Origin of the sequence: Bradyrhizobium sp. WSM1417 (assembly GCF_000515415.1) — a bacterium.
Classification (GTDB): Bacteria; Pseudomonadota; Alphaproteobacteria; order Rhizobiales; family Xanthobacteraceae; genus Bradyrhizobium.
In genome coordinates this window covers 3,857,060-3,871,992 of the sequence record NZ_KI911783.1, presented here as the reverse complement: position 1 = coordinate 3,871,992, position 14,933 = coordinate 3,857,060, and the positions used below count along the sequence as shown (strand labels likewise).

At 65.3% G+C, this 14,933-nt stretch carries 13 protein-coding genes; all 13 read right to left on the bottom strand.

Annotation, left to right across the window (positions count from 1 at the left end):
* Window positions 1-2 precede the first annotated feature (2 nt).
* On the bottom strand, window positions 3-896 hold the full coding sequence (locus BRA1417_RS0118530) for an ABC transporter permease (RefSeq protein ID WP_027517058.1): 894 nt from the start codon (window positions 894-896) through the stop codon (window positions 3-5).
* Window positions 893-1,843 carry an ABC transporter permease gene (locus BRA1417_RS0118525; RefSeq protein ID WP_027517057.1) on the bottom strand — a complete coding sequence of 317 codons (951 nt, stop codon included), beginning with the start codon at window positions 1,841-1,843 and terminating at the stop codon, window positions 893-895. The genes BRA1417_RS0118530 and BRA1417_RS0118525 overlap by 4 nt, the downstream gene beginning before the upstream one ends.
* 96 nt (window positions 1,844-1,939) lie before the next feature.
* Window positions 1,940-3,361: an amidase gene (locus BRA1417_RS0118520; protein WP_027517056.1), complete on the bottom strand. Its 1,422-nt coding sequence runs from the start codon at window positions 3,359-3,361 to the stop codon at window positions 1,940-1,942.
* A 127-nt stretch (window positions 3,362-3,488) separates the two neighbouring features.
* Window positions 3,489-4,424: a carbohydrate kinase gene (locus BRA1417_RS0118515; RefSeq protein ID WP_027517055.1), complete on the bottom strand. Its 936-nt coding sequence runs from the start codon at window positions 4,422-4,424 to the stop codon at window positions 3,489-3,491.
* Between the two features lie 5 nt (window positions 4,425-4,429).
* On the bottom strand, window positions 4,430-6,070 hold the full coding sequence (locus BRA1417_RS0118510) for an FGGY-family carbohydrate kinase (protein ID WP_027517054.1): 1,641 nt from the start codon (window positions 6,068-6,070) through the stop codon (window positions 4,430-4,432).
* Window positions 6,071-6,108: 38 nt separating this feature from the next.
* Window positions 6,109-6,882, bottom strand: coding sequence for an SDR family NAD(P)-dependent oxidoreductase (locus tag BRA1417_RS0118505; RefSeq protein ID WP_027517053.1), 774 nt, complete (start codon window positions 6,880-6,882; stop codon window positions 6,109-6,111).
* Window positions 6,883-6,914: 32 nt separating this feature from the next.
* Window positions 6,915-7,922: an ABC transporter ATP-binding protein gene (locus BRA1417_RS0118500; RefSeq protein ID WP_027517052.1), complete on the bottom strand. Its 1,008-nt coding sequence runs from the start codon at window positions 7,920-7,922 to the stop codon at window positions 6,915-6,917.
* Between the two features lie 16 nt (window positions 7,923-7,938).
* Complete coding sequence (locus BRA1417_RS0118495) at window positions 7,939-8,769, bottom strand: carbohydrate ABC transporter permease (RefSeq protein ID WP_007608460.1); 831 nt, start codon at window positions 8,767-8,769, stop codon at window positions 7,939-7,941.
* A gap of 3 nt (window positions 8,770-8,772) precedes the next feature.
* Complete coding sequence (locus tag BRA1417_RS0118490) at window positions 8,773-9,645, bottom strand: carbohydrate ABC transporter permease (protein ID WP_027517051.1); 873 nt, start codon at window positions 9,643-9,645, stop codon at window positions 8,773-8,775.
* A gap of 90 nt (window positions 9,646-9,735) precedes the next feature.
* Entirely contained in the window at window positions 9,736-11,049 is a 1,314-nt protein-coding gene (locus BRA1417_RS0118485; RefSeq protein ID WP_027517050.1) for a sugar ABC transporter substrate-binding protein, read from the bottom strand.
* 268 nt (window positions 11,050-11,317) lie between these two features.
* A complete protein-coding gene (locus BRA1417_RS0118480) occupies window positions 11,318-12,268 on the bottom strand; it encodes a sugar-binding transcriptional regulator (protein ID WP_027517049.1) in 951 nt (316 codons plus the stop codon).
* A gap of 8 nt (window positions 12,269-12,276) precedes the next feature.
* A complete protein-coding gene (locus BRA1417_RS0118475; protein ID WP_027517048.1) occupies window positions 12,277-12,942 on the bottom strand; it encodes an HAD family hydrolase in 666 nt (221 codons plus the stop codon).
* A gap of 74 nt (window positions 12,943-13,016) precedes the next feature.
* Window positions 13,017-14,933 (bottom strand): nitric oxide reductase activation protein NorD, encoded by a 1,917-nt coding sequence (locus BRA1417_RS0118470; RefSeq protein WP_027517047.1) that lies wholly within the window; start codon window positions 14,931-14,933, stop codon window positions 13,017-13,019.

The window sequence follows — 14,933 nt, the reverse complement described above, 5'->3', positions numbered from 1 at the left end:
CCTCATCGCTCCCGCGCCAGTCGAGGGTCGAGCAGATCGCGCAACCCGTCGCCGAGCAGATTGAGGCCGAGCACCGCAATTGCAATCGCAGCGCCCGGATAGACGGCGAGCATTGGCGACTGGAACAGCAGCGTCTGCGCGTCGTTCAGCATCCGTCCCCAGGACGGCTGCGGCGGCTGCGTGCCAAGCCCGAGATAGGACAAGGCGGCTTCGGCAAGAATCGCGAGCGCAAACTGGATCGTCGCCTGCACGATCAGGATCGACAGGATGTTGGGCAGCACGTGCTCGATGGTGATGCGAAACTTGCCCTTGCCTGCCGCGCGCGCGGCCAGCACGAATTCCCGCGCCCAGATCGCGTTGGCCGAGCCGCGCGTCAGCCGGATCAGCGTCGGGATCTGGAAGATGCCGATTGCCACGATCGAGGTCACCATGCCGGGCCCCACGACCGCGGCGAGCATGATGGCGGACAGCACGGCCGGAAAAGCGAAAGTGAAATCGGAGAAGCGCATGATGATCTCCTCGGTCCAGCCGCGCCTAGCCGACGCGATCAGGCCGAGACAGACGCCAAAGGTGAGGCCGATGCTGACCGCGATGATGCCGACCATGATGGTGGAGCGGGCGCCGGCGAGCAGCAGCGAGACGATGTCGCGGCCGAAGACGTCGGTGCCGAGCCAGTGCGCGGCCGAGGGCGGTCGGAGCTTTGAGGCGATGTCGATCTCGTAGGGCGACCAGGGCGTCCACAGCAGCGACAGCAGCGCCGAGGCGAGAACCAGGAGGCTCAGCGCACCACCGAGCACGAAGCTGCGATGACGCAGCGCGCGGCGCCAGAAGGTCCGGGCTGGCAGAGGGCGCGCCATGGCCGGAGCGTTGACGAGGGTGGACAGCGGCGCGCTCACAGATCGTGGACCTTGATGCGGGGATCGACGAAGGCATAGAGCACGTCGACCACGAAATTGACGATGACGACCATGGTTGCGAGCAGCATCACGCAGTTGCGCACCACGATGAGGTCGCGGTTGGCAATCGACTGGAAGATCAGGCGGCCGAGGCCGGGCAGATAGAACACGTTCTCGATCACGATTGTGCCGGCGAGCAGATTGGCGAATTGCAGGCCCATCACCGTCATCACGGGAATCATGGCGTTGCGCAGCACGTGTTTCCACAGCACCTCGCGCTTGCCGAGCCCTTTTGCGCGCGCCGTGCGGACGAAGTCTTCACGCAGCACTTCCAGCACCGCCGAGCGCGTGACGCGTGCGAGGATCGCGGCCTGCACCACGGCGAGCGAGACCGCCGGCAGCAGCAGCGATTTGATGCCGGGCCAGATGCCGTCCTCCCAACCGGGAAAGCCGCCCGCGGACAGCCATTGCAGCCGCACCGAGAACAACAGCACCAGCAGGATCGCGAACCAGAAATTCGGCAGCGCGATGCCGACCTGCGTCAGCGACATCACGCCGACGTCGCCGAGCTTGTTGTGGTTGGCGGCGGTGTAGATGCCGGCCGAGAGCGCCAGCGTCACCGTGATCAGCATGGACATCATCGCGAGCGGAATGGTCAGCACCAGCCGCTCCACGATCAAGGCGGCAACCGGCGTGCCGTAGACATAGGAGTTGCCGAGATCGCCGACCAGCAGACCCTTGACCCATTGCAAATAACGAACAGCCAGCGGCTGATCGAGCCCGAGCTTGACGGTGAGCGCACGCACCGCGTCTGGCGAGGCATCGGCGCCCATCAGCATCTGCGCAGCGTTGCCCGGGAGAGCATCCAGCACCAGGAAAATGATCACGGATGCGCCGACCAGCGTCGCCAGCAAGGTCAGCACACGTCGGAGGACAAATACGCTCATGCGCGCTCGGATTCAGGGCTCATCCGTTGCACGATCAACATGTCCGGGCACCGGAGGCAAGTGCTTTGCAAACAGGTCCTTTGCATGCCCTCACCCTCAGCCAGGCCAGCGGGACAGGAGGTCCTGCGAGGCCTCGAACAGCGCGCTCGCGCGCAGCAAGTCCGCATCGGCGCGGAAGCGGCCCACGAGTTGCAATCCGATCGGCAGGCCGTCGCGGCCGAAGCCGCAGGGCAGGCTGATCGCGGGGTGTCCGGTCATGTTGAACGGCATGGTCCAGGGGAACCAGTGCGGCCGGACGCTGTCAAACTGCTCGCCGTCAATCTCGATGGTGCCGAACAGATCCTGATCGATCGGCAGGGCGGTGCGGGTGATGGTCGGCATCGCCAGCAGATGCCCGCGCGCAAGCAGGGATTGCACCCGGCGGAACAGCGCCGTGCGCGCGAACATCGCCTCCTGATAAGCGACGCCGCTGACGTCGGTGGCAAGCGCGAGCTGCCTGAGGAAGGCCTCGCTCAGCGCGTCCCCATGCTCGGCCGCGAGCTTTGCAAAGCGCGTCCGCCAGACGGTGTGGTTGATGGCGCGCCAGATCGGCTCGATGTCGAACCCCTCGCCGGAGAATTCCTCCAGCTCGGCGCCGAGCCCTGCCAACCGATCGAGGCTCGCCTTGAAGCCGGCTGCGACATCGGCGGAGACGGGGCGTCCGGGGGGCGACAGGCAGTACAGGATTTTCTGCCCACGCAGGTCGCCGCGCGGCGCGGCCATGCCGACGAAGTCGGGCACGGGAACGCCGATCGACCAGGGATCGCAAGAATCCTCGCCGGCCATCGCCTGCATCATCAGCGCGGTGTCGGCGACGGTCCGCGTCATCGGCGTGACATAGGTCTGGTTGCCGAACACGTCCAGCGCCTGGCTGTGCGGGATCACGCCGTTGCTCTGCTTCAGCCCGACCACGCCGTTGCAAGCGGCGGGAATCCGTGTCGAGCCGCCGCCATCGGTCGCGATCGCAAGCGGCGCGATGCCGCTCGCCACCGCCACCGCCGCGCCGCCGCTGGAGCCGCCCGACGAGCGCTCGGCGCTCCACGCATTGCGGGCGCGGCCGAACAGCGGCGAGTCAGTCAGGCACTTGCTGCCGAATTCCGGCGTCGTGGTCTTGCCGATCAAGATCGCGCCTTGCGCGCGCAGCCTTGCAACCGCGACGGCATCCTCGGTCGGAACATTGTCCTTGTAGGGAATGGCGCCGAAAGTGGTCTTGACGCCCTTGGTGTTGACGATGTCCTTGACGGTGACGGGGAGGCCGTGCAGCAAGCCAAGCCGCTCGCCGGCCATCACCTTGCGCTCGGCCTCGCGCGCCTGCGCCATTGCCTCGTCGCCACACAGCGTGATGAAGCAGTTCAATTGGGGGTGGAGTGCCTCAGCGCGCGCGAGCACGGCGCGGACGAGTTCGACGGGGGAGACTTCCTTGCGGTCGATGCGCGCGCGCAATTCGGTGGCGGACAGGAAACAGAGATCATCGTTCATGGCAGGACCGGCTCGCGTCAGGATGACGCGGACCTTGCCAGTGCGCACGCATCGTGTCCATTTCGGCTTGCGCATGGCCGCTGTTCACCGAGACAACCCGGGAGTGGGGCGAGGCTCGACGCCCTAGCTACCAGCTCCAGGTGATCTCGTGACTCCACGGCGGATCGGCGCCCGGGCGGGTGCAGGTCAGACCGGCGCAATTGGCGGCAAAGAACAGTACACGGCGAAGCTCGTCTGCGCCGATATCCTTCAATGGCTGTCGGGGGAGACGTCCCTGCTTGTGCAGGGCGAACAACAACGCCGCCTGAAAACTGTCGCCCGCGCCGATGGTGTCGGCGACTGCGATCTTGGGAGCGGCGACCTCGATCTGCCCTGCCCCCACATGCCACGCGATCGCGCCGTTGTTGCCACGGGTGATGACGACGAGGCTCGCGCCGCCTGCGAGCAGCGTGCTCGCACGCTGGTGGTACGGCTCGTCGCCGAACAAATAGGCAAAATCGACGTCCGACATCTTGATGAGATCGGCGCTGGCCGCAAACTCAGCCATGCGGGCGAGATAAGCCGGCTTGTCCTTGACGAGGTTGGGCCGGCAATTCGGATCGAAGGAGATCGTGGACGACATCCGCGCGTCCGCAATCAGCGCTTTCGTTTCGGCGGCGCCCTGGTCGTTGACCAGCGTGGTCGAGCCGACATGGAGGGCTTCAACGGTCGCGAACGGAATGGAGCCGCGCCGGTAGGTCCAGTTCCGCGTCGCGGTCTCGGCGTCGTAGAAGGCGTAATGCGACTCGCCGGCGACGATGCGCACGAAGGCGAGCGTGGTCTGGTGTTCGCTGCTTGTGGCGAGAGCGAGCTCGACATTGGAGGCAGCGGCGTGCTCGGCGATCATCTTCCCGAACATGTCCGTCGAGATCCCGCCGACAAAGCCGGTCGGCGCGCCGAGCCGCGCCATGCCGATTGCGACGTTGAGGCAGGAGCCGCCGACAGCCGGCATCACGGCTTCGCGCCCGTCGGTGTTTCGCGTCGGGACGAAATCGATCAGCGCATCACCGCAGGAAATCAGCATCCGTTTCAAACTCCCACGCGCATCGCGGCGCGGCTGCCACGATCGACCTCGCGCAGCAGCTTGTAGACCTCGCGCTTGAGGGCATGAAAGGCGGCGATGTCGGGCGTGGTCGGCTCGCTCTTGCGTCCCAGCGCCGACATCTTTGCCATGGTCTCACCGATCGAGGCATAGGCGCCGCCGGCGACCGCGCCGAGCATGGCAGCGCCGAGCAGCACAGGTTCTTTGGTCTGCGGCAGCGCGACCGTGAGGCCGGTGGTGTCCGCCATGATCTGCCGCACCAGCGGACTGCGGCTGGCGCCGCCGCCCATGATCATCATGCCGGCATGGACGCCATGCGCGGCAAAGGCCTCGATCACTTCGGCAAGCCCATAGGCGAGCCCGCACAGACCGGCGACGAACAGCCGTTCCATCGAGGCGATGTCGGTGTCGAGATCGAGGCCTGCGATCACCGCGCGCGTGTCAGGGTCGGCATAGGGCGAGCGGTTGCCGATGAACTCGGGAAGCACATGGACGTGGCGGGCCAGCAGCGCGGCGCGGCTGGCGCCGCCTGCGCGCGCGATGATGCGGCGCTCGAGGAACTCGATGAGGTCGAGCCCCTCGCTGCGCGCGGCCGCGCTCGCCTCGGCGTGGCCGGGATGGGACTTGAGAAGATGGTCGATCGCAGCGCCCGCAGCCGACTGCCCGCCCTCGTTGAGCCAGAAATTGGGTACCATGCCGGAGTAATAAGGACCCCACACGCCCGGCACGAAACACGGTTCTTTCGTCGTCGCCATGATGCAGGCCGACGTTCCCATGATGTAGGCAAGCCGGTCGGAGACATCTGTCGCGCCGTCCGATTCATCGCGCCCGCCGATGGCACCGATGCCGCCGGCATGCGCATCGATCAAGGACGCTCCGACCGGTGTGCCCGCTGACAGGCCGAGATCGGCGGCAGCAGTGCGGGAGAGACCTGCATCCAGGTGCGTGCCGGGCGCGACGATCTCGGTGCCGATGCGGGCGTATTTCTCGTTGACGAAGTCCGACAGGCCGATCCGCTTGAAGAACGGCGCGCTCCAGCCGCCGCCGTCATGCGCGAGATAGTTCCATTTGCAGGTGACCGTGCAGGTCGAGCGTTGCAACGAGCCGGTGGCGCGCCAGCTCAAGTAATCCGCCAGATCGAAAAAGTGCCCTGCAGCGTCGAAGCTCGCGCGCATATGCCGCTTCAGCCACAGCAGTTTCGGCATCTCCATCTCGGGCGAGATCGAACCGCCGACATAGCGCAGCACGGCATCACCGGTTTCGTTGATCAGCCGCGCCTCGGCCGTGGCGCGGTGATCCATCCAGACGATGACGTTGCGCTGCCTGTCGCCGGAGGCGCTGACGGTGAGCGGCTCGCCTTGCCGGTCGAGCACCACGAGGGAGCAGGTGGCGTCGAAACCGATGCCGCCGACGCTGTCGGGCGCGATTGCAGCTTCCGCCATCGCGGCCCGCACCGACGCCGTGCAAGCGTCCCAGATATCCTGGGACGATTGTTCGACGATGTCGCCGGCCTCGTGCCATATCCTGATCGGATGCCGCGCGATCGCAAGCAAGGTGCCGGCCTCGTCGAACACCCCTGCCCGCGTGCTATTGGTCCCTACATCGACGCCGATATACGCTCGCGGCATTGTCGTCCCCGGAAGCTCTCGTCAGTTTTGACGCAAGCCTACCAGCAAGTGTAGCCGCCATCCACCAGCACGATGCTGCCGGTCATCAGGCTCGCGGCCTCGGAAGCCAGGAACAGCACGACGGAGGCGATCTCATCGACCTGCCCCATCCGTGCCATCGGGGTTCCACCGATCCATGCGTCGTACATTCTCGGATTGCTTTTCACGAAGGCGTTGAGCGGCGTCTCGATATAGGTCGGCGCTACCGCATTGACGCGGATGCCGCGCGCGCCCCATTCGGCGGCGAGCGACTTTGTGAGATGGTGCACCCCAGCCTTGGAGGCATTGTAGAAGCACTGCTCCTGCGGCTTGTTGACGATGAAACCGGACATCGATCCGACATTGACGATGGCGCCGCTCTTTGCTTTCAGCATGTGCTTGCCGAACTCGCGGCAGCACCAGAAGGTGCCATTGAGATTGACGTCGATGACGTTGAGCCAGTGTTCGTCGGTCACGGTCTCTGCCGGCGTCTCGCTGCGGGCAATGCCGGCGTTGTTGACGAGGATGTCCACCTTGCCGTGGCGCGCGACGAGGTCGCTCGCCACCTCCGCCACGCGCTTGGTGTCGGTGACATCCATGATCGCCGTCTCGGCGTCGAAGCCCTTCGCCTTCAGGCTGGCTTTCGCAGCATCGGCGACCTTGCTGTCACGATCGCCGATGACGACCCTGGCGCCGGCTTCAGCCAGCGCTTCGGCGCAGGCGAGCCCGATGCCCTGCCCGCCACCGGTGATGAACGCCGTCTTGCCGTTCAGCTTGAATTTTTCCAGGTACATTTTGGTCTTCCGATTTTCTTGGCCGTTTCTTGTCAGTTCCGAATGGCGTTGCCGCTCGCGTCGAAGCGATGGATGCGCGCGGGCTCCGGCACCAGCGATACATGGTCGCCGGCGTGCAGGCTCAATTCACCGATGTAGCGCGCCGTCAGCATGCCGAGCGGACCGGCATCGACATAGAGGAAAGTGTCGCTGCCGAGGTGCTCGGCCACCGCGATCGTTCCCTGCCAGCCACCGGCACCATCGCGCTCGATCTTGAGATGCTCCGGCCGTACGCCGATCGTGGCCGCGCCCTTCTGCAAGGCGTGCTCGCCGGTCACGAAGTTCATCTTGGGCGAACCGATGAAGCCGGCGACGAAGAGGTTGGCCGGCTTCTCGTAGAGATCCAGCGGCGAGCCGTATTGCTCGATCTTGCCGCCGTTGAGCACCACGATCTTGTCGGCCATGGTCATGGCCTCAACCTGGTCGTGGGTGACATAGATCGCCGTGGTGCCGAGCTGCTTCTGGAGCCGCGTCACTTCGATCCGCATCTGCACGCGCAGGGCCGCGTCGAGGTTGGAGAGCGGCTCGTCGAACAAAAACGCCTTGGGCTCGCGGACGATGGCACGCCCGATCGCGACGCGCTGGCGCTGGCCGCCGGAGAGCTCGCGCGGCTTGCGATCGAGATAAGGGGTGAGGTTCAGCGTTGCGGCGGCGGCCTCGACCTTACGGTTGATCTCGTCCTTGGCCAGCCCCGCCATCTTCAAGCCGAAGCCGATGTTGCCGCGCACGCTCATATGCGGATAGAGCGCGTAGGACTGGAATACCATCGAGAGCCCGCGCTTGGCCGGCGGCGTGTCGACCACGTTCTTGCCGTCGATCAGGATCTTGCCGCCCGAGACGTCCTCGAGCCCCGCGATCAGCCGCAACAGCGTGGTCTTGCCGCAGCCCGATGGCCCCACGAACACCACGAACGACCCGTCGGCGATCTCGAGGTCCGCGCCCTTGATGATGTGCACGGGGCCGAAGGATTTCTGCACGTCCTGAAGTGTGATCTGACCCATGATCCGGCAGCCCTTCCTACTTTACCGCGCCAAAGGTGAGCCCGCGCACGAGCTGCTTCTGGCTGAACCAACCGAGGACGAGAATGGGCGCGATCGCCAGCGTCGAGGCCGCCGACAGCTTTGCCCAGAACAGCCCTTCCGGGCTCGAATAGGACGCGATGAACGTGGTGAGCGGCGCAGCGTTCGAGGTCGACAGATTGAGCGTCCAGAACGCCTCGTTCCAGGCCAGGATCAGGTTCAGCAGCATGGTCGATGCGAGCCCCGGGATCGCCATCGGCGTCAGGACATAGACCAGCTCGCGGCCGATGGTGGCGCCGTCCATGCGCGCGGCTTCCAGGATGTCACGCGGGATCTCCTTGAAATAGGTGAACAGCATCCAGATCACGATCGGCAAGTTTCCGAGGCACAGGATGAAGACGAGGCCGATGCGGGAATCGAGCAGGCCGAAGGACTTGTAGATCAGGTAGATCGGCACCAGCACGCCGACCGGCGGCATCATCTTGGTCGAGAGCATCCAGAGCAGGATGTCCTTGGTGCGCTTGGTCGGCGAGAACGCCATCGACCAGGCGGCGGGGATCGCGATCAAAAGCGCAATCAAGGTCGAGCCGCCGGCGATGATGATCGAGTTCATCGCGTGGAGGAAATAGTCGCTGCGCTCCTGGACCGTTGCGTAGTTCTCGGTAGTCCAGTGGAAGAACAGGAAGGACGGGGGAATCGCGAAGGCCTCAAGTTCGGTCTTGAAGCTCGCCAATACCATCCAGAGGATCGGGAAGAAGATCAGGAAGCCGAAGAACCACGCCCCGATTGTCGAGACCACCACCCGCTGCCTCGTCGCCATCCGCGCCATGTCTCACGCCTCCAGATTGCGACCGACGATGCGGACCAGGAAGAAAGCTACGACGTTGGCGATCACGACAGCGACGAGGCCGCCAGCCGAGGCGGTGCCGACATCGTACTGAATCAGTGCCTGCGAATAGATCAGGAAGGCGATGTTGGTGGTCGACAGTCCCGGGCCGCCGCCGGTGGTGACGTAGATCTCGGCAAAGACGGTGAGCAGGAAGATCGTCTCGATCAGGATCACCACCGTGATGGGACGCGCGAGGTGCGGGAGCGTAATGTAGATGAAGGTCGAGACCGCGCTGGCGCCGTCCATTTCGGCGGCTTCCTTCTGTTCCTCGTCGAGCGACTGCATCGCAGTGAGTAAAATCAGCGTCGCGAACGGCAGCCATTGCCAGGACACGATCAGGATCACCGCGAGCAGCGGCGCGTCGGTGAACCAGTCGATCGGCGTCAACCCGAACAGCGACGCGATCCAGGCAAACAGCCCGGACACCGGATGCATCAGCAGGTTCTTCCAGACCAGCGCGCTCACCGTCGGCATCACGAAGAACGGCGCGATCACCATCAGCCGCACGATGTTGAGGCCGATCACGGGCTGGTCGAGCAGCAGCGCCAGCGGAATTCCGAGCAGGACGGTCAGCACCAGCACCGAGCCGACCAGCACCAGCGTGTTCTGGAGCGAGGCGAGGAACGCGGGATCGGTGAGGAAGTAGCGGAAATTTTCCAGCCCGACGAATGATTCCGAGCCGGGATCGAGCAGACTGTAGTGCAGCGTCGAGAAATAGAGCGTCAGCGCGAGCGGGACGATCATCCAGATGAACAGCAGCCCGACGGCCGGCGTCAGGAGCGTCCGTGCGAGAAGCTGCGTCTGCCGGGTTGCCATTCTTGGCTTCTCCGCTTGCGGGAAGAAGGCGGCCATCCATCTGGAGCGGTGGATGGCCGCAAGTCTGAGCTCAGGAGGGAGAACTCGAGCTCACTTGATGTAACCGGCCCGCTTCATCTCGCGCTCGGTTGAAGATTGCGCCGCAGTGAGCGCGGCATCAACCGTCATCGATCCCGCAAGCGCGGCCGAGAATTGCTGGCCCACTTGCGTGCCGATGCCCTGGAATTCGGGGATCGCCGCATATTGCACGCCGACGTAAGGCACCGGCTTCACTGTCGGCTTGTTCGGATCGGCGGCATCGATCGAGGCCAGCGTCAGCTTGGCAAACGGGGCGACCTTCAGATAATCGGGGTTTTGGTAGAGCGAAGTTCGGGTGCCCGGCGGCACGTTGGCCCAGCCCTCTTTCGCGGCGACGGTCTTGGTGTAATCCTTGCTCGTCGCCCAGGCGATGAACTTCTCGGCGGCTTCCGCCTTCTTCGAACCGGCGGGGATTGCGAGACTCCAGGCCCACAGCCAGTTGGCGTTCTTGCCGAGCCCGGTGTTGGGCGCCAGCGCGAAGCCGACCTTGTCGGCGACCTTGGAGTCCTTCGGATTGGTGACGAAGGACGCCGCGACGGTGGCATCGATCCACATTGCGCATTTTCCGGCATTGAACAGCGCGAGGTTCTCGTTGAAGCCGTTCGAGCTCGCACCGGGGGGGCCAGCCTGCTTCATCACGTCGACATAGGTCGTGAGCGTCGCCTTCCATTCCGGGGTGTTGAACTGCGGCTGCCACTTCTCGTCGAACCAGCGTGCGCCATAGGAATTGGCCATGGCGGAGAGGAACGCCATGTTCTCGCCCCAGCCGGCCTTGCCGCGGAGGCAGATGCCGTAGACGCCGGCGCTCTTGTCGGTGAGCTTCTTGGCGGCATCGACGACGAAATCCCAGGTCGGATTTTCCGGCATCTTGAGGCCGGCCTTGTCGAACAGGTCGGTGCGGTACATCACCATCGAGCTCTCGCCGTAGAACGGCGCGGCGTAGAGCTTGCCGTCGACGGAGACCGCATCCTTGATCTTGGGCAGGAGGTCGGCGACGTCGTAGTCGGCGCCGAGATTCGCGAGCGGCACCAGCCAACCCTTCTTGGCCCAGATCGGCACCTCGTAGGTGCCGATGGTGAGGACGTCGAACTGGCCACCCTTGGTGGCGATGTCGGTGGTGACGCGCTGGCGCAGCACGTTCTCCTCCAGCGTCACCCATTTGACGCTGATATCGGGGTTCTTCTTGGTGAATTCACCCGTCAGCCCCTGCATGCGGATCATGTCGCCGTTGTTCACGGTGGCGATCGTCAGGGTGGTTTCGGCCATCGCGGGGACGGCCAGCAACAGGCAAGACGCGCCGCAGACGGCGCCGAGGACGTGTTTCACGGTGACCTCCCTAGGATCGCGCTTTTGAGCATATACCCACGCGTTGGGCGTATGTTCAACTGAGGGCGGGCCATTGTCAAGCAGGCACAAAGATGTTCGCGCAACTTATGAGTGCTGCGGTGCGATACCCTCCTCCCGTCGTGCCCCGCGAAAGCGGGGCATCCAGTACTCCGTGTTGTTTATTGATGTGCCCTAAGCGAAGCCGCGGCGTACTGGATCATCGGCCTTCGCGGATGATGACAGCAGTACGAGGGGCGAGATCGTCGCCCTACCGTTCCAGAATCGCCCTTGCGGTCGCCTCGTCCGTGATCAGCCCGTTGATCAAGCGTCCATTCAGCGCCGCCCCGATCGCCGGCACCTTGGCCGCACCGACCGCGGCGCCGATCGTCGTGGTCTTCGCCGGGACTTCCGGCGGGATGCTGGTCAGGCGCCTGTTGGTGCCCGCCTTCAGCAGGCGGCCCTTGGAATCATAGGCCCAGCCGGTGATCTCGCCGATCGCCCCTTGCCGCATCATCTCGAACAACTCGTCCCGGGTGACGAAGCCGTCGACATGGACCTGCGCCTTCTGGTCCATCTGGCCGATGCCGACGAGGCGCAAATCCGCCTTCGCCGCGACCGCCTTCACCTTCGCGATCGGCTCGATCCGGACCATCTTGTTGCGTTCGTCCTCGGACGACATCAGGAACGGCAGCGGCATCGGGTAATGCCGTGCGCCGGTGCGATCGGCGAGCCGGCCGACGGTATCGTAAAAGCTCGCAGAACCATCGGCGGAGATATTGCCGACCAGCGAGACGATCTGGTGGTTGGGCCGGTCGATCGGCGTGACGCGCTCGACCGCGGCGCGCACGGCGCGGCCGGTCCCGAGCGCGACGATGACGGGGGTCTCCGAACGCAGCGTCGAATCGAGCAGGTTGGCGCAGCGTTCGGCAATGCCCGCTGTGGCCTGGGGCGCGGCGGAATCTGCCGGCACCACCTCGCAATGGGTGAGCTCGAAACGCGCCTTCAGACGCGCCGCCAATTCCATGCACGCGGCGATGGGATGTTCGAGCCGGAAGGTGATGAGCCGTTCCGCGAGACACAGCGACACCAATCGCTGCGCCGACGCGCGCGACACCTGGAGCATCTTCGCGATCTCGTCCTGGGTGTGACCGGCAATGAAATAGAGCCAGCCGGCACGCGCGGCGTCGTCGAGCCTGGTCTTTTCGTTCTCGGCGGCCATGGCAGGCGTCAGGCGTCCTTCCAGAATTCGGTCATACGCGCGAAGACCCGGTCGGCCCCCGCACCCGAGAGTATAGCGTGCCCATCGCGGCCGCGATAATGGCTGCCGCCGGCAAATCCCCAGACCATCATGCCGGCCGCCTTGCCCGCCTGCACGCCGCTCGCGCTGTCCTCGATCACCAGTGTACGCGCAGGTTGCGCGCCCATCTGCTCGGCGGCGTGGAGAAAGAGATCGGGCGCCGGCTTGCCGTGCCTGACCATCTGCGCGGTGTAAATCCGGTCGCCGAAATGCGCCCGCAGGCCGGTGACGTCAAGGGAGAGCGCGATACGGTCGATGTCGCTGGACGAGGCCACGCAGAATGGTGTCCGCAATTCCGATATCAGGGCGGCAACACCCGCGATCGGCTGGAGTGATCCGGCGAACGTGCTCAATACATGCGACTTCAAGCGCGGCAGAAAGCCGTCCGGCACGACCTGCCCGAGATCCCGATAATGCTGCTCGACCGCTTTGGTGCTGCGTCCGAGAAAGAGTTCGAGCGCCTGCTCCGGGCTCAGCGCGATGCCGCATTCGGCCAGCACGTCGGACAGACACCGACAGCTCAACAGCTCACTGTCGACCAGAACGCCGTCGCAGTCGAAGATGATCAGATCGGGTTTCGGCCGGCCCTGGTCCATCCCGCCATTCGATCATATACCCATAGCATGGGCAATAGCTCACCAGAGAACGGAACGCCGCACCCTTTCCCGGATCAGTGCGCCACCTGCCGGTAGATCGCCGGGAGCGCCGCGGGCAGCCGGCGGATGTTGCCGACGATGGCGTAGCCGCCGCGCCCGAACAGCGTCGGGAAATAGGATTGCGCGGTTGCGTCCACCGTGACGCCGAAGGTGGCGATGCCGAGCCGGCGCGCCTCCTGCACCGATTTGCGGGTGTCCTCGACCGCGAAGCGGCCTTCGTAGTGATCGACATCGTTCGGCTTGCCGTCGGTGAGGACGAGCAGCAGCTTCTTGCGCTGAGGCTGACGCGCGAGCTCGGCCGAGGCGTGGCGCACCGCCGTGCCGATTCGCGTGTAATAACCGGGCTTCAGCGCACCGATACGACGCTCCACTGCCCCGCTCATCGGCTCGCCGAAGGCCTTGACGGTTTCGAGCCGCACCCACGACCGCCGGCGCGAGGTGAAGGTCAGGATGCTGTGGTGATCGCCGCAGGCCGACAGGCCGTGCGCGAGCACGAGCAGCGCTTCCTTCTCGACGTCGAGCACGCGATGGCCGTCGACCCAGGCGTCCGTCGAGAGCGAGACGTCGACAAGCAGCGTGACGGCGAGATCGTGCCCCTGCGGGCGCATCGCGACATGGATACGTTCGAGACCGCCGCTGCTGCCGGCGCGAAGATCGCACCGCGCGCGCACCAGCGCGTCGAGGTCGAGGTCGTGTCCATCGGCTTGGGCGCGCATCAATTCGCGGCGCGGCCGCAAGATCTCGAAGCGGCTCCGCACCTGGCGGATATGCCGGCGCATGGACTCGTCCGGCGACCAGGTCTCGCCGGTCTCGGACGCGGCGCCCGCGAGCACGCGGCAGTGATCGGGCAGGTAGGAGCTGCTGCGGTAGTCCCATTCGGGATAGGTGAGATCTGCGTTCAGCGGCGAGGCATCAAGAGCTTCCGGCGGCAGGTCGAGATCGAATTTGAGCCGGCTCGCCGGCTTGCCGCTGCGGCGACCGAGCGTGATCTCCTCGAGATCGTCGGCGGCTTTCTGCGCGTCCTCGTCCTCGCTGTCGTCAGCCGGACGGTCGACATTGACCATCTCGGCCATTGCGAGAATCTTTTCGAAGCGGTTGAGCACGAAGGGGTCGCGGCGGTTGGCGTTGTCCTCGCGCTCGCGCACGGCAAAGCGCTTGCGATTGTCCCCGGCCGCGGCCTCCGCGCCTGTTACGCACGCGTCGTCGCCTGCATGCGCGGTCCAAAACTCTCGCGTCCAGCAATCGCCCCAGAGCGGACACGGCAGGACCGAGCGATAGCCCGGCGGTGCCTTGTCCGGCAACGGACCTGTTCCCATCATCGCCGGCCACAGCTGGCCTGCCGGCGCCATTCCGGCCCCGAGCAAGGCGAGAGCGATCTGCTCGATCTCCTGCTCGAGACGCGGCAACGGACGTCGCGGCCGGGCCCCGGCCATTGCTGCGGCGAGCTGAGCGTAATCGGCGGCGAGCCCGGGAAACTGCATGAGCACAAAGACTGCCGTCTCGCTCGCCCGGCGCAAGACCAGAAGGTCCCGCCGCAGCGGATCATCCTCCGTGATCGTCTCGATCGGCGCGACCGCGAACCATGCCGCAAGCCAGCGGTAGAGGCATGCGTTGAGGTCGCGGTCGGCAAATATCGCGATGCGATCGGGGAGGAAGATGGTCGCGGCGTCGCGGCCCGGCTGCTCGAGACGTTCGTCTCCAAGGCCGATGCGCTGTCGCCAGCCGAGCCGATGGCCCGCCCTGCGTGCGCCTGCGCTCGCGATCTGAACGCCCGTCTCGCCCCCAAGCGCACGGAACATCACCGCGAGCCGACCCCTCACCTCTGCGAGCGCGACCGCGTGATCATCGTGGACCGGATAGCTCGCGGTGCCGCCGACCATCCGGTGCCAGGCACGGCCGACCGTCTCCTCCAATTCGAGGAAGTCGAGCAT

Bases quoted from the DNA above. Each gene is read 5' to 3' on its own strand.
- BRA1417_RS0118475 (WP_027517048.1), bottom strand. From the start codon at position 12,942: ATGGACCAGGGCCGGCCGAAACCCGATCTGATCATCTTCGACTGCGAC.
- BRA1417_RS0118480 (WP_027517049.1), bottom strand. From the start codon at position 12,268: ATGGCCGCCGAGAACGAAAAGACCAGGCTCGACGACGCCGCGCGTGCC.
- BRA1417_RS0118510 (WP_027517054.1), bottom strand. From the start codon at position 6,070: ATGCCGCGAGCGTATATCGGCGTCGATGTAGGGACCAATAGCACGCGG.
- BRA1417_RS0118470 (WP_027517047.1), bottom strand. From the start codon at position 14,933: ATGCTCGACTTCCTCGAATTGGAGGAGACGGTCGGCCGTGCCTGGCAC.
- BRA1417_RS0118495 (WP_007608460.1), bottom strand. From the start codon at position 8,769: ATGGCGCGGATGGCGACGAGGCAGCGGGTGGTGGTCTCGACAATCGGG.
- BRA1417_RS0118520 (WP_027517056.1), bottom strand. From the start codon at position 3,361: ATGAACGATGATCTCTGTTTCCTGTCCGCCACCGAATTGCGCGCGCGC.
- BRA1417_RS0118500 (WP_027517052.1), bottom strand. From the start codon at position 7,922: ATGGGTCAGATCACACTTCAGGACGTGCAGAAATCCTTCGGCCCCGTG.
- BRA1417_RS0118525 (WP_027517057.1), bottom strand. From the start codon at position 1,843: ATGAGCGTATTTGTCCTCCGACGTGTGCTGACCTTGCTGGCGACGCTG.
- BRA1417_RS0118490 (WP_027517051.1), bottom strand. From the start codon at position 9,645: ATGGCAACCCGGCAGACGCAGCTTCTCGCACGGACGCTCCTGACGCCG.
- BRA1417_RS0118515 (WP_027517055.1), bottom strand. From the start codon at position 4,424: ATGCTGATTTCCTGCGGTGATGCGCTGATCGATTTCGTCCCGACGCGA.
- BRA1417_RS0118505 (WP_027517053.1), bottom strand. From the start codon at position 6,882: ATGTACCTGGAAAAATTCAAGCTGAACGGCAAGACGGCGTTCATCACC.